The sequence below is a fragment of the Niallia sp. FSL W8-1348 genome, assembly GCF_038006745.1.
Taxonomy (GTDB): Bacteria; Bacillota; Bacilli; order Bacillales; family Cytobacillaceae; genus Niallia; species Niallia alba.
In genome coordinates this window covers 509,014-528,035 of record NZ_JBBOVV010000001.1, presented here as the reverse complement: position 1 = coordinate 528,035, position 19,022 = coordinate 509,014, and the positions used below count along the sequence as shown (strand labels likewise).

The following is a 19,022-nucleotide window of genomic DNA, read 5'->3' as shown; positions in this document are numbered from 1 at the left end:
CAAATAGTTTAATATTGTATATAATTAATACATATTAATATTTGTATACTACTCAAAGGGGAGTAGCTTTTAGGTTGATACCTAAAACAAAGTCGTCAGTTCATGGCATATGCCATCGGCTTTGTTGGCATATTAGTGCTTAGCAAGACCTTTGCCTATTTGGCAAAGGTCTTTTTTGCGCACTTTTGTACATAATAACGAGAGGCGTAGCAAAACCTGCTAATAGGGAGTATACAAATAAACACCTAAAAGGGGGAAATATTATTGGATGCAAGCATGTTACTAGAGTATGGCTGGGTTTTACTTATTCTAATTGTATTAGAAGGGTTACTTGCAGCAGATAATGCGGTTGTAATGGCCGTTATGGTTAAACACTTACCAGTAGAGCAACAAAAAAAGGCGCTTTTCTACGGATTATTAGGTGCATTTGTCTTCCGTTTTGCTACTTTATTCATGATTTCTTTTTTAGTAGACGTATGGCAAGTGCAGGCGATAGGCGCACTATATCTTCTCTTTATTGCGGTGCATAATATTTATGGAAAGTATGCGAAGAAGAATGAAGAAGATAAAGGGGAAAAGTCAAAGAAAAAATCTGGTTTTTGGATGACTGTTTTAAAAGTTGAATTAGCAGACATCGCTTTTGCGATTGATTCCATGCTAGCTGCAGTTGCACTTGCGATTACTTTACCGAAAACAAATTGGTTTACGCTAGGTGGAATTGATGGTGGGCAATTCTTAGTAATGTTCCTTGGGGGATTAATTGGCTTAATCATCATGCGTTTTGCTGCTAACTGGTTTGTTAAATTACTTCATTCCCGTCCGTCTCTTGAAACAGCAGCATTTTTAATTGTAGGTTGGGTTGGTGTTAAATTAGCAGTCTTTACATTAGCACATCCATCTGTTGGATTCTTAGATGAGCATTTTCCAGAATCAAAAATATGGAAAGGAATATTCTGGTTTGTATTAGTCGCAATCGCAGTTGGCGGATATTTCTTTTCTAATAAAGAAGCGGTTAAAGCAAAAGAGAGCAATGCATAATAGACAAAAAGAAGAGACTGGGGCAAAACAAAAATATATAAGGCTCATCCGCCCCATTTCACTTCGTTTTTAAACGTTTTCTTCTAAAAAATGGTTGTTTGTATAATGGGAAATATAATTATTTGGAAAACGGAGCAGCCTGAATACAAGTAGATTCCTGTGGGATTAGCACAGTCTGAGAAACCGGAGAAGAGCTGAGGAGGCTCAGCGCGAGCCCCGCGGAAAACGAAGTGTATTTAGGCTGCTGGTAACAGCAACAAACTTCATAGAAAATCCTTTTTAATCGAATAAAAAAAGCCCGAACAATTACACGAACCTTTGCAATGTTCGTATAATTGTTCGGGTTTATCTTTGGCTGGAATACTTATGTTCCAGCCTTTATAGTTTGTACAGAAAGTGTACACAGACGTTACGAGGTGGCTTAAGTTTAGCCCCCTGGAAAGTAAAGATGGGGTTACTTTCATTTTCAACAAACTTTACGTTTTAGCTTAATGTGTTTTTCCAGATAGCTCTGCTTGGGCCTGTTGAACAAGTCTTTTTGTAATTTCTCCTCCAACAGAACCGTTTGAACGGGAAACGGTATCAGAACCTAGGTTTACTCCAAATTCTTGAGCGATTTCGTATTTAACACTATCTAAATATTGTTCAATTCCTGGAACTAATAATTTATTTCTAGAAGCCATTTTGTTTTCCTCCTAATTATATAGTACAGTCATTATTTATCAAATTCATTGCGTTGTGTTAATAGAAATGATAAATGATTCTGTATTAATAATATATGGATTTATTTCATGTTCATTAGTGGTAAAGTTTGTGTGTATGGGAGAAAATAGGATGTATTGGAAGTATAACATGCTTCAATGTATTTGTAGTAAGTTCTTTAGCTTGGGCATTTTCTTCCTATATATTAGCTACTATGATTTAAAAGATACATAAACATTAAAATATTTGGTTGTATGGGCAGGGATAGATAACTTATACTGGTAATTATTCATATATAAAAAAAGGCATAATAAAAAACGCTTTATTATGTAGCTTTGAAGAAAGGAATTGTTTTTTAATGGGCAAGAAACTTAAGTTAGTCCTACAAAACCTAACTCCTGCGCAAATGATTACTAGCTATTATATTTTAGCAGTTAGCATTTCTGTTTTATTGTTAAGTTTACCAGGGGTACATAAAGCCGGAGTAACGGTTTCATTTATGGATACGTTATTTACTGCGGTTACTGCAGTAAGTGTAACGGGACTAACTGTAATTAATATCGCTGAAACATATAGTACTTTTGGTATCATAATATTAATGCTTGTTTTACAATTTGGCGGAATTGGTGTAATGGCAATAGGTACATTTTTTTGGATGATTTTTCGCAGGAAGATAGGATTAAGAGAAAGACAATTAATTATGATTGATCACAATCAGTCTAATTTATCAGGTCTTGTTAATTTAATTAGAGAGATTTTCAAAATCATTCTTATCATTGAAATTTTAGGTGCTATTATACTTACTTTGCAATTCCATAATTATTATCCTAATTGGACAGAATCATTTTTACAAGGAACCTTTGCCGCTGTTAGTGCCACTACTAATGGTGGATTGGATTTAACGGGGCAATCTCTTACTCCATTTAAGGATGATTATTTTGTACAGCTAGTTAATATTATCCTTATTACATTAGGAGCAATTGGATTCCCTGTACTAATAGAAGTGAAAAATTATCTTTTTCCGAAAGCTGGAAATATGCATCTAAAGTTTTCTTTATTTACAAAGTTAACAACTATTACTTTTGTTTTCCTTTTACTATTCGGAACAATCATGATTATTGTATTAGAATGGGGAAATTATTATGCTGGAATGAGCTGGCATCAAATATTCTTTAATGCGTTTTTTCATTCCACCTCGACGCGAAGTGGGGGGTTAGCAACAATGGAATTAAACGAGTTCTCTATGCCAACCTTGCTAATATTTTGTTTCCTTATGTTTATTGGTGCTTCCCCAAGTTCAGTTGGTGGAGGGATTAGAACGACAACTTTTGCATTGAATATTTTATTTATTTATCATTATGCTAATGGCAATCGTCATATAAAAATATTTAAAAGAGAAATTCATGAAGAAGATATTATTAAATCATTGGTTGTAACGATATTTGCGACTGGAATTTGTCTTATCGCTGTTATTGCCTTGTCAATATCAGAGAAAGCTCCCCTTATTGCTATCCTTTTCGAAGTTTGTTCCGCTTTCGGAACAACCGGGCTCTCATTAGGGTTGACACCAGAATTATCTAGTTTTGGTAAGTGTGTCATTATGCTGCTAATGTTCATTGGAAGAATTGGCTTAACTTCTTTCATCTATATAATTGGTGGAAAAGAGAAAAAAGATAATTTCCATTATCCAAAAGAACGAATTATTATTGGGTAATCAAATGAAGTAATGGAGTTGTGTTTGTTGACTCACTCGATCAGTTTGTCGACAAACAGATTTTTAGAAACTTAAATGGAATTTTCATGCGTTGCTTGGAGTGGAAGGGGTGAGACTCCTGTGGGATTAGCGAGACAGTCTGAGACCCTGCAGGCTAAAAGCCGAAGCGGCTCAGCGCGAGCCCCACGGAAAGCAACATCCCTATTCAAAGGGACTAATAAATATAATATAGACAAACCTCTATATCTAAAATTCAGGAGTTTGTCTACAGTCTGATGGAGTTGTGTCTGTTAACACACTCCATTTTTTGTTTTTTACAAAAGTAGGGAAGCATATCTTTTTTTAGCGTGAGGATAATAAAAATGTAATAGTGAAAGGAAAGGTGATAAAAATGGCTAAGCGGAAGGCTGAATTCAATAGTGTTGAGAAATATAGTAAAACACCGAAGAAAAATAGGCAGGAAACAGAATTTTCTGCTGAATTTAGCAGGGGAGAAAACCCAATTAAAGGTGCTAATAGAAATTCAAAGCATGGAAGAGAGGGACAATAAAATGGTAAAAAAAGTAAAGGATCGTAAACAGGCAGAAACTTCAAATGTAGAATTTGGCCAAGAATTTGGCGATATTAATGCAAGTAAATTTTATGATACAGGCGGGTTGACGAAGGATAAAGTAAAGGGAGCAAGTAAAAAGAAATAAAAAAATTCCCATCAGTATATTTGGTTTGCTGATGGGAACCTAAATTATCGATTTGTTTGTACGGATTGATGTACTCTCGCGCAAAGTTTTTTGAATTTTGAGCTTCTTAATTCAATTATTGGCTGTGTTAACGAAATGATGATATTACTTGAAAGTAATATGGTAATAAAGAATGACACAATTACAATCATGGCATACGATTGTGGTGATTCAAAAATATCTGGTAAATCACTTTGTCTAAAGAGACGGATAAAGAAACCATGTAATAAATATACATATAACGTAGATTTACCGAATTTAGTAAAAAAATACTCCTTTTTAGGCACGCAAGCGAAAAAACAGAAAATCATCAGAAAGCTTAATACATAAAAAAATAACCGAATAGCCATTCCAATCAAGTAACCTTCCCCTAATGCTTCATATGATTTTGAGCCAAATAACCATTGATAATTAATAGATGGGAATAAATGGAATCCGATAAAAACAAGAGCGAAAATTATCATAGCACTTATTGTGGCTTTTCTTGTTTTTACAAAATCGAAATGCTCTTTTTTCATATAAAAACCTATTAAGAATAAAGGAAAGAAGACAAATGTTCGCGTTAAGCTTAAATAACTTGACGTCCAGTCGACCATTCCAATAGCTAATCCCAATAGAAGGGATAGTATAATTCCGTGTAACGGTTTTAATTTAACATATGCTAGTAAAAAGATGTTCCAAAAAAACAAACTGATTAAGAACCATAAGGACCAATGGGGAGTCAAAGGCTCAATCGCAAAAGTCGACTTTCCATAAAGAAAATAATAAAAAATGCTGTATACAAGCTGAAAGATAAGATAGGGAATGATTAGTTTTTTTGCATATTTCTTTATATAACCCTTTTCCGCTATTCCTTTTGCAAAAAATCCGGAAATAAGAATAAATGCTGGCATATGGAAAGTATATATTACCTTATATAATGTATAAATATTTTGATTGTCATTTATAAATGATTGGATAAAATGACCGAAGACAACGAAAAAAATCAAAAGAAATTTTGCATTATCAAAGTAGTAATCCCGCTGTTTCATAAACTCATCCTTTCATGAATGAAATATCATCTATTTCACTAACTATATATAACACAAATTCACTAGTTTTAATCCCATGTAGTTGATCTGTTAACTAAATAACTTCTGTTTATTACAAAAATGAAATGTACACGAAAAAAGTTGAAACAAAAAATCTTATTTATAATAACAGGTACACCTTTAAATTTGTTTAAATTTTTTTGGAAATCACTGAAATGATAGGAGGGAAAGGAAGAAAAAGACAAATAGTTTTTGGCAGGATATTTGTTTCGAATGAAGATAATGCAGTAATACTATTTTTGCAAATTCCATTATTTTTTCAGAAGGAAAGGAAATTCAAGAATAATGTAGAATAATGTAAACACTACGTTTGAAAAGGGGGTATCCAAATAAATGGATAGTATATCCTATTCAGAAGAATATCGACAATTACAAATGAAGCTGAATGAAGTGGAAAAAGAAAATACACTTCTAAAGAAAAAACTAGAAGAACAGAATCGAATATGGGATAGGAGAATAATTGCTTTCCAAACTATAAATGTAGGATTAATTATTTTTGATGATAATGGGGTCATTCGAGATATTAATACATGTCTTTGTGATTACTTTAACGTGAATATAAATCAAGTGGTTAATAGGAACATAACACATTTTCTGCAACAGGAAGACCGTTCTATGATAAGGGACCATCTTAATCATATAAAAACCAAATCAGGTCTAATTCGAAATGTTTTACCATTAACTATTCATGGTCGAAAACATTATTTTGAAACGCAGACTAGCCAATTGCCTAATAAATTGGGTTTCTTTACAATAATCGGAAAGATAACGGAGAAATTTGAAAAGGAAAGAGAAAAAGAAGAGACTCGCAAACTTTACAATGATTTTTTTACAGAGGCGCTTGATGGTATTGTTTTATGGAAAGAAACAGGGCAAATTATTGCAGCAAATTCATCAGCGCTTAAAATTTTTGAAAGTTCTGAAGAAAAACTATTGAAATCAAAAATTAGTGATTTTATTTATAAAAAGGATTCTCGCTATGCAGAGATGGTTATGAGCTTATACTATAAGAAATCAAATCGGGAAGAATTAATGTTTTTGATGCCAAATGGACAGAAAAAAATATTAGAATTTACAACAAAGCTTCATTCGGTAGAAGGGTTAAATATGAGTATTTTCCGTAATGTTACGGAGCGTTATAAAATGGAAGAGGAACTAAGAGAAAGCAAGGTAATGTTTGAAAATATTTTTGAAGAAGTGTTTGATGGGATAATTCTTTGGGATCAGAACTATACAATAATTGATATGAATAAAGCAGCCGAACGTTTGCTTAATGAAAACAAAGAGAGTTTAATCGGTTCAAATTTATTATCATATTTGCCTTCTGCTAAAACGATAGGGGAAGATATAAAACCGAAGTTATTAAAGCTGAAAAAAGATGGACAAAATCAAGGCCTTTATACGGTGAAATTTCTTGATAATCGAGAGTATACTCAGTTTGAATATCGAAATAAATTTAATATCTATTCAGGATTAAGTATAACTACATTACGTGATATTACTGAAAATGCCGTTTTAGAAGAACAGCTCAGGAAGTCATCTACGTTAAATGTTGTAGGAGAATTGGCAGCGGGAATAGCCCATGAAATTCGCAATCCAATGACAGCGTTAAAGGGATTTATACAATTATTAGAAGATGGGGTCGCTTCACAGGAAAATGAAATGTATTTTTCTGTAATAAAATCCGAGTTAACGAGGATAGAATCTATTATTAATGAATTTTTATTACTCGCAAAACCACAAGCTGTCCAATATGTTAAACGCGATGTAAGACAAATTATGAATGATACCATTGAATTACTTCATGCCCAAGCAGTATTACAAAATGTTCAAATTACAAAAATGTATAGCGAAGAACTTCCGACAATTTATTGTGAACCGAATCAACTGAAACAGGTATTTATAAATATTATTAAAAATGCAATCGAAGTATTAGAAGATGGCGGTGAAATAGCAATATCTATTGAATGTAAAGAGGATTGCTTTCATATAGCAATTCGTGATAATGGAGAGGGGATGAGTAAAGAAAAACTAGCGAGAATCGGAGAGCCCTTTTATACTACGAAAGACAAAGGGACTGGCTTAGGGTTACTCGTATCCTATCAAATAATTGAAGACCATCAAGGAAAAGTAATAGTTGATTCTGAACTAGGAATAGGGACGATTTTTCATATTCATCTCCCTATAAGGCGGGAATCAGTGGACTAAAGGAATCATTATTTTTAGCCCTTGATTTAAAGAGGGTTTTTTAATAGAAAAAAGTAATAGGTATTGGTTAAAAAGAATGGGCTTACTTGGGCCCTTTTTTGTTTGCAGTCCGTTATCACCACACTATTAACCTGAAGTGGAAAATTTTTGAAAGAAATTAGTATTGAAGAAAAAAGTATCACGTACGCTAATAAAATTTCAAAATTTATCTTGACTCGCCCACCTACTTTGATTAATATCTAATTAGATATTAATCAAAGTAGGTGGATATATGCAATTAGACAAGTTGGTTGCTTTTCATAAAATGATGGGAGATCCAACAAGAGTAAGAATTATCTCCTTATTAGCAAATAAACCATGGAATGGCCAAGCATTAGCAGAAAAACTAGGTTTATCAGCACCAACTATTACCCATCATTTAAAAAAAATGCGGGAAATAAATGTAGTTTATGAAAGAAGAGATAAGAATACGATTTATTTTTTCTTAAACAAATCAGTTATTTTACAACAAACAGATTCCTTAAGAAATCTAGCAATAGGAATGGAGGAGAGTGTTATGGCAGTTACCAATGAGGAACAAGCAAAAATTGTGGAAAACTTCTTTACGAAAGAAGGTCGGCTTAAAAATATTCCTTCTCAGAGAAAGAAGAAGTTAGTCGTCTTTAAATACATGCTGAAGGGGATAGAATTTGGCAGAAAATATGAAGAAAAAGAAATAAATGAATATATAAAACAATATTTCGACGACTATGCAACAATTAGACGAGAGTTTATCATCAATCATTTTATGTATAGAGAAAATAATATATATGAACTTAATCCTGAGGAAATGTGGGCGAAGTAAAAAGAGAGAAGCTGGGACAGAACAAAATATATAATAGATAAAGACGAACAATCTCTCATTTAGTAGCGAAACCAACTCGTTCCATTATGCTACAGACACTCTATGCGCCGGGGAGCAACCTAAGCCTATGGGGTCTTAGGTTTTGCTCTACTTCCCGCAGGAGTTGAGTGTCCTCCGCTCCATTTCACTCCGTTTTTAAAGGTTATTTCGTTCCATCATTTTTTTAAAGAAAATATAATGAGTAGGAAATACAAAGCAGCCTGAATACAAGTAGACTCCTATGGGAGCTGCGAGAAAGTCCAAGACCTCGCAGGAACGAGAAGGCTTGGCGCTCGCCCCATGGAAAGCGAAGTGTATTCAGTCTGCGGGTGATCACTACAAACCGTCTTTCTTAAATGAATAAAACCCCAAACAATTATACGAACTTTTCACTTAGCATGTACGTATAATCGTTCGGGGTTATTTGGTTGAAAATACTTATGTCCCAGCTTTATATACTGCTATTAAAATCATTGATAATATTCTGGTTTTCGATCAGCAAAAATCGGAATTGTTTTGCGAACCTCTGTAACTTTTTCTAAATCAATCGCAGCAGATAGAATTTCTTCTATTTCACCAGCTTCTGCAACGATTTCTCCCCATGGATCTATTACCATACTATGTCCTGCAAAGATATTATCAGGGTCTGCTCCAACACGATTACAAGCGATGACATAGCATTGATTTTCAATGGCACGAGCAATCAATAAACTTTTCCAATGTGCTAGTCTGGGCTTTGGCCATTCTGCAACAACAAAGATTGCCTCTGCTCCTTTTGTTGTATGAGCTCTTATCCATTCAGGAAAACGGATATCGTAGCAAATCATACTTGCAAAGGTACTGTTCTCTAAAGAAAATAGTCCACTTGATGTCCCACTTTTTAAGTATAAATGTTCATCCATTAGCTGAAAAAGGTGAAGCTTATCATATTCATGAATAACTTCGCCAGATTTATCTATAACAATAAGGGAATTATAGATGCCGTTTCCTTTATTATTTGCAATAGATCCACCAACAATATGGACTTGATGTTTCAGAGCTAATTCTTTTAAAAAGGAGATCGTACTTTTTGCGTGTTTATCAGCAATAGCAAGAAGTCTTGTTAAGTCATAGCCAGTTGACCATAGCTCAGGCAGAACAATAATATCACAATTTTCTTTGCAAGCAGCTGCTATTTTTTCTTCTACTTGTTTAAAATTATCTTCAGGCTTCCCAAATGCGATATCCATCTGAATTAGTCTAATTCTAAATTTCAAATCTTACACCTCTATTCATCTTCCATGATTTCCGTTATAATGATAAACAACAAAAAATCCAATTATTATATTAATTTCGTTATATCATAAAAAAGCGAATTATTAAACGATTATTTATTTAAATCCAACATGGAACTGTCTTTCTTTGTGTCTGATTCATCCATGTTTAAAGTAATTGGAATATTTTTAACGCTTAAGAAGGTGTGTGTACATGAAGAAATATGAACAATCTCAGTTATTGAAAAATTTACCAGAACAATTTTTTGCTTCATTAGTTACAAAAGTTAATAGCTATATCGAAAAAGGGCATGATGTGATTAATTTAGGCCAAGGTAATCCAGATCAACCAACACCTTCTCACATTATTAAAAGTTTGCAAGTTGCAGCAGAACAACCGACTAATCATAAGTATTCACCGTTTAGAGGATACTCTCATTTAAAGAAGGCTGTTTCTCAATTTTACAAAAAAGAATACGATGTTGATTTAGATCCTGAATCAGAGGTTGCTATTTTATTTGGCGGAAAGGCTGGTTTAGTAGAGATACCAGTTTGTTTACTAAATCCAGGTGAAACAGTGATGGTTCCAGACCCTGGTTATCCCGACTATCTATCTGGGATTGCTTTAGCAAAAGCTGAGACTGTTATGATGCCATTACGAGAAGAGAATAATTTTTTACCAAATTATAAGGAGATAGAAGAACATGAATTAGAGAAAGCAAAATTAATGTTCTTAAATTATCCCAACAATCCAACAGGAGCAATTGCCACAAAAGAATTCTTTGCTGAAACGATTTCTTTAAGTAAACAACATGATATATGCGTTGTTCATGATTTTGCATATGGAGCGATTGGTTTCGATCAGAAAAAACCTCTTAGCTTTTTACAGCTAGAGGGAGCAAAGGATATTGGTGTCGAAATTTATACTTTATCCAAGACTTTTAACATGGCTGGCTGGAGAGTTGCATTTGCGGTTGGAAATAGTAGTGTCGTTTCTGCTATCAATCTTTATCAAGACCATTTATATGTAAGTCTATTTGGCGCAATACAAGAAGCTGCCTATACAGCATTAACTGACTCTCAAAATTGTGTTAGAGAGATGAATGAGCTTTATGAACGAAGACGAAATGTATTAATAAAAGGACTCAATGAAATCGGATGGAAAGTCAATGCCCCGGAAGGTTCATTCTTTGCTTGGCTAAAAGTACCAGATGGATTTACCTCACAGGAGTTTAGTGATTATTTATTAGAGACAGTCCATATTGCAATGGCTCCAGGCTCAGGATTTGGTCAATTTGGTGAAGGCTATGTTCGAATAGGTCTATTAACAGAAGAAGATAGATTACAAGAGGCAATTGACAGATTAAAAGAGCTTCCGATTTTTAATTAATTGCTTCTAGATAAAAGGATTGAATGGATTTCTAACTCTGTTCAATCCTTATTATTTTTCGCTCTTAACACTAGAATAAGTAGAAAAATCATGGGAGTGGAATTTTCTTTCATATATACAGTAACTAATAGGTTAATATAACTAATATGAAAGCGCTTACTTGATTGTGATGTGTTTTTCGACTGTTTTCATCATTGTTCTTGTCGAAAAACAGTATGGTTATCAAGGTTTAGTGAGTCTAATTACCTATTTTGATTCAAAAAAATGTCTAATATTGCGAATCTATTTACTTTTATTTGTTTTATTGTAATAATTCATCAAGTAAACAATAATGAATTGTTTGTAAGTATTGGAATTTGATTAGGAGGAAGCAAGGTGTATTGTAAGAAGACAGAATTATTATTTGAAATTCAAGATAAGAGGGAGGTAATGATTAAAACAGCGAAAGAACGCGGAACAATCGATGAGGAGACAATCAGATTAAGTCAAGAATTAGATGAACTAATCTATGAATATCAGCTTGTATTTCGCTACGAAAGTGAAAAAAGGAAACAAATAAAACGACAATTTAAAAATACTCGAATATTTTGGTCTAATGCTAATCGATATAAACGGAAAAATTATTCCGAGGTTGCATATAGATAAATATAAAAACTAAATTACGGTGAAGGGTAATGGCAGGAATTACCTTAATAATATTTCATCTAAATCAATGCCCTTCTATAATAAAATATTTAAGCACCCCGTTTTCCACACAATATTATATCCACTATTTTGATAAAAAAATACGCTTCTCTTGTTCATAAGCTTTTTAGCCTCCATTTTTTGGAGAATAATCAGAAGATGAATGCATTTATTATGCAAGAAGCGTAAAGACAAGCTATCATTCCATTATAGGTAAGATGATATTTACTTTTGTTCCTTTCTTTTCTCTACTGGATATATGAATTTCACCATTGAATGATTCAATAATTCTTTTACATACAACGAGTCCTAGGCCAGTGCCTGTTTCCTTCGAAGTATGGAATGGCTCAAAAATTTTCTTTAACTGTTGGCTGGACATCCCAATTCCATTATCGATGATTGTAATCATGACGTTTGAATGAATACGTTGGACAGAAAGTTCTAGCTGACCACCATTTTCCATTGCTTCAAGTGCATTTTTTGTTAGATTTAGTAGCACTTGTTTCATTTGATCGGCAATCCCGAGGATGTATATATCTTGTTCTGGAATTTTTTCTATATATTTAACATTATATAAATTTGCCTCAGAAATAATTAATGGATTAAGTTCTGCAATAATCGATTTTATATTCATTTTGTCTTTTATTTGTGCGGTTGGTTTTCCTAAAATAAGGAATTGGCTTACAATTTCGTTTATTCGCATTATTTCCTTTTGGATTATAGAAAAATAAAGCTGATCTTGTTGGTCTTGGTATTTCTCACTTAATAGTTGGATTAATCCTTTAATTCCTGTTAGAGGATTCCTAATTTCATGAGCAGAACTTGCAGCTAAATTGCCAACTAGCTCTAATTTTTGAATTTCATTCTGTTTTGCTTCTTCTTCTCTTGTTTTTCTCTGGTAGTAGAGGACTATAACCATATAAAATAGATGGAAGATTACTATAAAGAAAAGAAGTATCCATATTTTCGATTTTACAATGTTCCATATATTCGGTTCTGCTAATTCGACAACAATGGTCCAAGGCAGGCGGTCAATCGGTGTACTAATAACATTTTCACCGATAGTCGCACCCTCATTTATATAAAGGATACGTTCCTTTTGATCATTCATAATCGCAATATTCTCTTCAGAAGATAGCATTTTCGTTATATTTATTAAATAATCAACACGGAGATAAGCGGTTATAATTGAGTCTAAACGATTATGTTGATTTACAATAGGCATTGCAATACCGATAACCTTCTGGCCGTTACTTAATACCTCTTCTTTATTTGAGATTACTAAATCTTTCGAATTAACAACTTCTACTATATAATCCTCATCAGAAATATCAATGGAGTCATATGTATCATTGACACCAGCGATCGTTTTTCCGTTGTTATCAAGCAAGAATAAACCACCATAAATCCGCTCATTCGTAAATATTTTTCTTAGTAATTGATCTATTTCTTCTGGTGAATCGATGTTTGTTTGAATCGAAAGGCTTAGAATATTTAAAGAAGAAACAATTTTGTTTATATAAGAGTCCCATTGTCTTTGGTGTATGGAAGCTACCCATTCTGCGTGAGTCTTATTTTTTGTCTCTTCTTTGTTTATTTGATAGTTAAAAAATAGAATACTCGTAATAATGATAGGAACGATGACAATTGCAAAATATAAAAGCTTTTTTTTGTATTTATTTTCATCAATAGATTCTCCATAAAGTAATGCCATTATATAAACTTAATTATAACATGAAAAAGGGAAAGCTCAATCAAGGGAAGCTACCCATTAAAAATAGACTGTTTTCGTAAAGTTTGTTGCTATACCCGAAGCCAGAAGGAGTCTACGTGTATTCTGGCTGCTCTATTTTTCCAACTAATTGTTTTTCTTATTGAGAAAAACAGCCTAAAAATAAGATGGATTCTATCTGGAAATTGACAAAAGCGATGGGGAATAATATAATTTATTTTAATTCGAGATATGTATTATACTAATAAGGGAAGTTTATAGATGGCAAAAAAAGATATTGATCAATCACTAAAATTATATATTGTAATGTCGCGAGCTTATCGCGCTATAAATGAAAATGTAAATAAATTAATTACGGCAAACGGCTTGAACCCAACAGAGTTTGCCGTGTTAGAATTGTTATACCATAAAGGGGATCAACCACTACAGCAAATTGGCGGAAAGATTTTGTTAGCAAGTGGAAGTATCACTTATGTTGTTGATAAATTAGAAGAAAAGGGCTATTTGAAAAGAGTTGCTTGTCCAACAGATAGACGAGTTACATTTGCTCAAATTACAGATAAAGGTAAACGGCTGATTGAAGGCATTTTCCCAAATCATGAACAAAGAATTCACGAAATTATGTCTGAATTATCACCTGAAGAAAAAGACATAGCTATTGGATTAATAAAGAGAGTTGGGTTATCTGTCGGGAAAAATTAAATCAAAGAAATTTAGATTAAAGCGATTATTTATGGGGAAAGATTTATTTTGAAATAATTAATTCTTCCATTATGAATATTCGCTTTTTTGTATTTGTCGCACTGGTTTTCATGTATAATGAGGAAAGCAAGCTTAGTAATATATAGGAGGTATCGGAATGAAATTTTCGGAATTTACATACAAAAGACCAGATATAGAGGAATTTACAACCAAAATAAATGAAATATTAGTTGATTTTCATCAATCAGAACATGTTCAGCAGCAAATTACAGCGATTGAAAAAATAAACGAGCTAAGAAATGATATTTCAACTATGTTTAATTTATGTTATATTCGCCATTCTGTTGATACAAATGATGAATTTTATCAACAAGAACAAGATTATATCGATGAAGTTTCACCTAAAGTAGAAGGTCTTATTACTAAATATTATCAAGCACTTGTCCAATCAAAATTTAAAGAGCAATTAGAAGAAAAATGGGGCAAACAATTGTTTGCGTTGGCAGAAGCACAATTAAAAGTATTCTCTGAAGATGTAGTAGAACTGCTTCAGAAAGAAAATAAACTATCGACAGAATATACTAAGCTTGTTGCCTCTGCAAAGATTCTGTTTGATGGTGAAGAAAGAACGCTTGCACAACTACAGCCATTTACAGAGTCAAAAGACCGGGAAACAAGAAAGGCTGCAAGTGAAGCACGTTTCGCTTTTTTTCGTGAAAATGAAGAGCAGCTAGATAGAATATATGATGATATGGTAAAGATCCGTACAGAAATTGCTAGTAAGCTAGGGTATCAAAATTTCGTTGAGCTGGGTTACTATCGTATGTATCGAACAGATTATAACGCAGAATTGGTTGCAGCTTTTAGAAAACAAGTGGAGGAACATATCGTCCCACTTGCAACCAAATTAAAAGAAAGACAAAAAGAGAGAATAGGTGTAGATTCCTTAAAGTTTTATGATGAGCCATTAGAATTTTTAACTGGAAATGCAACTCCTAAAGGAGATCCAGCATGGATTGTTGAAAATGGTCAAAAGATGTACAATGAACTATCAAAAGAAACAGGGGCTTTTTTCTCTTACTTGAGAGAAACTGAATTAATGGATTTAGTCGCTAAAAAAGGGAAAGCTGGCGGTGGATACTGTACTTTCATTGAAAATTATAAGGCACCATTTATTTTTTCAAACTTTAATGGAACATCAGGTGATATTGATGTTTTAACACATGAAGCTGGTCATGCATTCCAGGTTTATTCGAGTGGAAGCTTTGATATTCCAGAATATTATTGGCCAACGTATGAAGCGGCTGAAATTCATTCCATGAGTATGGAATTCTTTACATGGCCATGGATGGAATTATTCTTCAAAGAAGACGTAGAGAAGTATAAGTTTTCGCATTTAAGTTCAGCGTTATTATTCCTTCCATATGGTGTATCAGTAGATGAATTCCAACATTGGGTATATGAAAATCCAACTGCTACTCCAAAAGAAAGAAAGCAAGCATGGAGAAATATTGAGAAAAAATATAGTCCGCATCTTGATTATGATGGAAATGAGTATTTAGAGAATGGCGGTTTTTGGCAAAAACAAGGGCATATTTATAATTCACCATTCTATTATATTGATTATACATTAGCGCAAATATGTGCTTTTCAATTTTGGAAACGCTCAAGAGAAAACCAAGAAGAGGCTTGGGCAGATTATGTGAAGCTTTGCGAATTAGGAGGAAGTATGCCATTTACAGAACTGGTTAAAGCAGCTAATTTAATTTCTCCTTTTGAAGAGGGCTGTGTGGAGTCTGTTGTAGGCGTTATTGATGAATGGTTAAACTCTGTTGATGATCGCAGTTTATAAAACAAGAAAAACGTGGGATAATTTCCCCACGTTTTTCTTGTTGATTATTTCTTATAGAAAAGAAAACCCTGGGCTATGCCTAGGGTTCCAAAAAGCTTACAGCGTGGTATTAAAAAAACTTCCTCGTGGTGCTAAAATATTTTTTGGTTCGCCAACCGAAAATAAATAGCCAGGAGGAAGTCCTTATGTCAAAAGACAATAATAGTTTAGCACACACAACTTGGAATTGTAAGTATCACATAGTATTTGCACCAAAATATAGAAGACAAATAATTTACGGGAAAATAAAGAAAGATATTGGGCAAATCTTACGTACCTTGTGTGAGAGGAAAGGCGTAGAGATAATAGAAGCAACTGCGTGTAAGGACCACGTACATATGTTAGTGAGTATTCCGCCAAAATTAAGTGTATCAGCATTCGTAGGATATCTAAAAGGAAAAAGTAGCTTGATGATATTTGATAGACATGCACAACTGAAATATAAGTATGGAAATCGAAAATTTTGGTGTACAGGATATTATGTAGATACGGTAGGAAGAAACAAGAAGGTAATTGAAGAATATATCCGTAATCAAATACAAGATGATCTAGTCGCAGAACAATTAACGATTATGGAATATATTGATCCATTTACAGGGGAAGAAGTGAAGAAAAAGAAACGAAAAAATTAGGAGAGAAGGCCTTTGAGGTCTGGCCAGTAGAAGTAGTACAATTGGCGAACCTTTCAGTAGCCCTTTAGGGTTTGGTCAGTAACAAAGGCTTTCAGCCGCAGAGAAAACCACCCGTTCTCACGGGTGGTCCTTATTTATTAGAGATAGATTGGGCTTGAACTGATTTTATCGTAATTTGTCCATCTTCTAGAACTGCTACTAATTCTTTTACAGTTGGATCTTCCAAAATAACATCTGCTAGTTGATCCTCTAAATGTTCTTGGATTACTCTTCTTAATGGACGAGCACCGAAGCTTGGATGTGTTCCAAGTTCCACGATTTTTTCTTTAGCAGAATCATCAACTTGTAAAGTAATGTTTTGTTCTTCCAAGTTTTGAGCAAGTTCTTCTAATAATAAGTCGGTAATACGAAGTAAGTGTTCTTTTTCTAATGTTGTAAACTCGATAATTGCATCAAAGCGGTTAAGGAATTCTGGTTTGAAAAAGTTTCCCAATGTTTGCAATAGATTACTTTCTTCCATTGCATCATTTTGTCCAAAACCAACTACTTTATGCTTATGAGCGACACTAGCGTTACTTGTCATAATAATGACAGAATCTTTGAAGCTTACAGTACGACCTTGGCTATCTGTTAAACGTCCATCTTCCAAAATTTGCAGGAAAATAGATTGAATATCAGGATGAGCTTTCTCGATTTCATCTAGCAAGATAATGCTGTATGGATTTCTTCTAACTTTTTCCGTTAACTGTCCTGCTTCTTCGTGTCCGACATATCCTGGAGGAGAACCAATGATTTTACTAATACTATGTTTTTCCATATATTCACTCATGTCTAGGCGAATCATACTTTCTTTGCTGCCGAATAATTCTTCTGCAAGTGTTTTTGTAAGCTCTGTTTTCCCAACTCCAGTAGGACCGACGAATAGGAAGCTACCGATTGGTCTAGTTTTCGATTTAAGTCCAGCTCTACTACGTTTAATGGCTTTACCCACTTTTCGGACAGCTTCGTCTTGTCCAATTACTTTTGCAGCTAAACGCTCGCTTAAATACTTCATCTTTTGCTGTTCATCTTCCTGTAATTTCCCAACAGGAATACCTGTTTTCTTTTCGATTAATTGTTGGATAAGAGTTGCGTCTACTATCGGTTTGTCGTCTTTATTAGGTTCATTTAAGGCTTTTTCAAGCTGCTGTTCTTCTTTGCGTAATTCTGCAGCTAATTCATAATTTTCTTCTTTTAATGCTTGTTCTTTTTCACTAGCTATCATTGCAAGGCGATTTTCAATTGCATCTGTATTTTGATAATTAGAAGAAAGATTCATTTTAGAACCAGCTTCATCCATTAAGTCAATTGCCTTATCTGGTAAGAAGCGATCTTGAATATAACGATGAGATAGTTCGGCACATGCTTTGATTGCATCCTCTGTGTAGGTAACTTCATGGAACTTCTCATATTTATCCTTAATGCCGTTCAAAATAGAAAGGGTTGCTTCAACAGAAGGCTCACTTACTTGTACTGGCTGGAATCTTCGCTCCAATGCTGCATCTTTTTCGATTTGACGATATTCCTTAATGGTAGTTGCTCCGATAATATGCAGTTCCCCACGCGCTAACGCTGGTTTTAGAATATTGCCTGCATCCATTGATCCTTCGGCAGATCCTGCCCCAACTAGCTGGTGAATTTCATCTATAAAGACAATAACATTTTTTCTAGCTTGTACTTCTTGGATTACTTGTTTCATTTTTTCTTCAAATTGGCCGCGAATCCCTGTGTTTGAAACAAGAGAAGCCACATCTAACAAGTAAATTTCTTTATTTTGTAATTTTTTTGGTACCTTACCTTCTATAATTTTAAGCGCTAATCCTTCTGCTATCGCTGTTTTTCCGACACCAGGTTCCCCAATTAAAACCGGATTATTTTTATTTCTTCTATTTAAAATTTCGATTATACGTTCAATCTCATTTTCTCTGCCGATAACAGGGTCTATCAAACCAGCGTTAGCCATTTGGTTTAAGTTTTTCCCGTGTTTATCGAGAATGCCAGACTTTTTATTATTAGAAGTAAAAGGAGCTTCTTTTGCAGCATTAGCTCCCCCTAGTGGATTTGATTGGTTAAATGATTGAAATAACTCATCAAAAGGGGAAGGTTGGAAAAACATTTGGCCGCTTTGTGCTGCAATTTTGTGCTTTTCTTTTTGATAGCAAGCGTGACAAAGATTCATTGTACTTTCCATATTGTTTAAAACAAATCGTAGACTGATTGTCGCACTGTTTTGTTGGCAAATTTCACATTTCATAAATAAATATCCTCCTTTTGAATTTGACTAATATTGACCTTTTGTAAGTATGATTATACTTTGACCATTTTT

At 33.6% G+C, this 19,022-nt stretch carries 16 protein-coding genes and 1 riboswitch; of the genes, 11 read left to right on the top strand and 5 right to left on the bottom strand.

Features of this window, described 5'->3' with window-relative positions; all coding sequences use genetic code 11:
- Nucleotides 1–45 precede the first annotated feature (45 nt).
- Nucleotides 46–141: riboswitch (yybP-ykoY riboswitch) on the top strand.
- 123 nt (nt 142–264) lie between these two features.
- On the top strand, nt 265–1,038 hold the full coding sequence (locus NST60_RS02640; protein ID WP_016200906.1) for a TerC family protein: 774 nt from the start codon (nt 265–267) through the stop codon (nt 1,036–1,038).
- Between the two features lie 488 nt (nt 1,039–1,526).
- Here the strand turns inward: NST60_RS02640 and NST60_RS02635 are convergent, their stop codons facing one another.
- The gene (locus NST60_RS02635; protein ID WP_016200907.1) at nt 1,527–1,721 is read right to left on the bottom strand and encodes an alpha/beta-type small acid-soluble spore protein; all 195 of its coding nucleotides are present in this window, start codon (nt 1,719–1,721) and stop codon (nt 1,527–1,529) included.
- A 377-nt stretch (nt 1,722–2,098) separates the two neighbouring features.
- Between NST60_RS02635 and NST60_RS02630 the strand changes: the two genes are divergently transcribed.
- The 3 genes from NST60_RS02630 to NST60_RS02620 all read left to right on the top strand — a co-directional run bounded on the left by NST60_RS02630 (nt 2,099) and on the right by NST60_RS02620 (nt 4,152).
- Nucleotides 2,099–3,454 carry a TrkH family potassium uptake protein gene (locus NST60_RS02630; protein ID WP_101730102.1) on the top strand — a complete coding sequence of 452 codons (1,356 nt, stop codon included), beginning with the start codon at nt 2,099–2,101 and terminating at the stop codon, nt 3,452–3,454.
- A gap of 391 nt (nt 3,455–3,845) precedes the next feature.
- Nucleotides 3,846–4,004 carry a hypothetical protein gene (locus NST60_RS02625; RefSeq protein ID WP_016200909.1) on the top strand — a complete coding sequence of 53 codons (159 nt, stop codon included), beginning with the start codon at nt 3,846–3,848 and terminating at the stop codon, nt 4,002–4,004.
- A gap of 1 nt (nt 4,005) precedes the next feature.
- On the top strand, nt 4,006–4,152 hold the full coding sequence (locus NST60_RS02620) for a hypothetical protein (RefSeq protein WP_169188314.1): 147 nt from the start codon (nt 4,006–4,008) through the stop codon (nt 4,150–4,152).
- Between the two features lie 44 nt (nt 4,153–4,196).
- Here the strand turns inward: NST60_RS02620 and NST60_RS02615 are convergent, their stop codons facing one another.
- Nucleotides 4,197–5,222, bottom strand: coding sequence for an acyltransferase family protein (locus NST60_RS02615; RefSeq protein ID WP_169188315.1), 1,026 nt, complete (start codon nt 5,220–5,222; stop codon nt 4,197–4,199).
- Nucleotides 5,223–5,615: 393 nt separating this feature from the next.
- Between NST60_RS02615 and NST60_RS02610 the strand changes: the two genes are divergently transcribed.
- Nucleotides 5,616–7,490, top strand: a complete 1,875-nt coding sequence (locus NST60_RS02610) for an ATP-binding protein (protein ID WP_101730100.1) — start codon at nt 5,616–5,618, stop codon at nt 7,488–7,490.
- A gap of 271 nt (nt 7,491–7,761) precedes the next feature.
- Nucleotides 7,762–8,334: a DUF2087 domain-containing protein gene (locus NST60_RS02605; protein ID WP_016200913.1), complete on the top strand. Its 573-nt coding sequence runs from the start codon at nt 7,762–7,764 to the stop codon at nt 8,332–8,334.
- A 509-nt stretch (nt 8,335–8,843) separates the two neighbouring features.
- Here the strand turns inward: NST60_RS02605 and NST60_RS02600 are convergent.
- Nucleotides 8,844–9,629, bottom strand: coding sequence for a carbon-nitrogen family hydrolase (locus NST60_RS02600; protein ID WP_101730099.1), 786 nt, complete (start codon nt 9,627–9,629; stop codon nt 8,844–8,846).
- A gap of 211 nt (nt 9,630–9,840) precedes the next feature.
- On the opposite strand from NST60_RS02600, the gene NST60_RS02595 reads away from it, so the two are divergent.
- Together NST60_RS02595 and NST60_RS02590 are read left to right on the top strand one after the other, a co-directional pair.
- Nucleotides 9,841–11,016 (top strand): pyridoxal phosphate-dependent aminotransferase, encoded by a 1,176-nt coding sequence (locus NST60_RS02595; RefSeq protein ID WP_169188316.1) that lies wholly within the window; start codon nt 9,841–9,843, stop codon nt 11,014–11,016.
- Between the two features lie 375 nt (nt 11,017–11,391).
- Nucleotides 11,392–11,661 (top strand): aspartyl-phosphate phosphatase Spo0E family protein, encoded by a 270-nt coding sequence (locus NST60_RS02590; protein WP_016200916.1) that lies wholly within the window; start codon nt 11,392–11,394, stop codon nt 11,659–11,661.
- A gap of 238 nt (nt 11,662–11,899) precedes the next feature.
- Here the strand turns inward: NST60_RS02590 and NST60_RS02585 are convergent, their stop codons facing one another.
- Nucleotides 11,900–13,414, bottom strand: a complete 1,515-nt coding sequence (locus NST60_RS02585; protein WP_341098091.1) for an ATP-binding protein — start codon at nt 13,412–13,414, stop codon at nt 11,900–11,902.
- 279 nt (nt 13,415–13,693) lie between these two features.
- On the opposite strand from NST60_RS02585, the gene NST60_RS02580 reads away from it, so the two are divergent.
- From NST60_RS02580 to tnpA, 3 genes are all read left to right on the top strand, one after another.
- Nucleotides 13,694–14,134 (top strand): MarR family winged helix-turn-helix transcriptional regulator, encoded by a 441-nt coding sequence (locus NST60_RS02580; RefSeq protein WP_101730097.1) that lies wholly within the window; start codon nt 13,694–13,696, stop codon nt 14,132–14,134.
- A 157-nt stretch (nt 14,135–14,291) separates the two neighbouring features.
- Nucleotides 14,292–15,986, top strand: a complete 1,695-nt coding sequence (locus NST60_RS02575; protein WP_169188318.1) for a M3 family oligoendopeptidase — start codon at nt 14,292–14,294, stop codon at nt 15,984–15,986.
- A 185-nt stretch (nt 15,987–16,171) separates the two neighbouring features.
- Nucleotides 16,172–16,657: an IS200/IS605 family transposase gene (gene tnpA / locus NST60_RS02570; RefSeq protein ID WP_061800923.1), complete on the top strand. Its 486-nt coding sequence runs from the start codon at nt 16,172–16,174 to the stop codon at nt 16,655–16,657.
- A gap of 130 nt (nt 16,658–16,787) precedes the next feature.
- Here the strand turns inward: tnpA and NST60_RS02565 are convergent, their stop codons facing one another.
- Nucleotides 16,788–18,950: an ATP-dependent Clp protease ATP-binding subunit gene (locus NST60_RS02565; protein ID WP_169188319.1), complete on the bottom strand. Its 2,163-nt coding sequence runs from the start codon at nt 18,948–18,950 to the stop codon at nt 16,788–16,790.
- Nucleotides 18,951–19,022 lie beyond the last annotated feature (72 nt).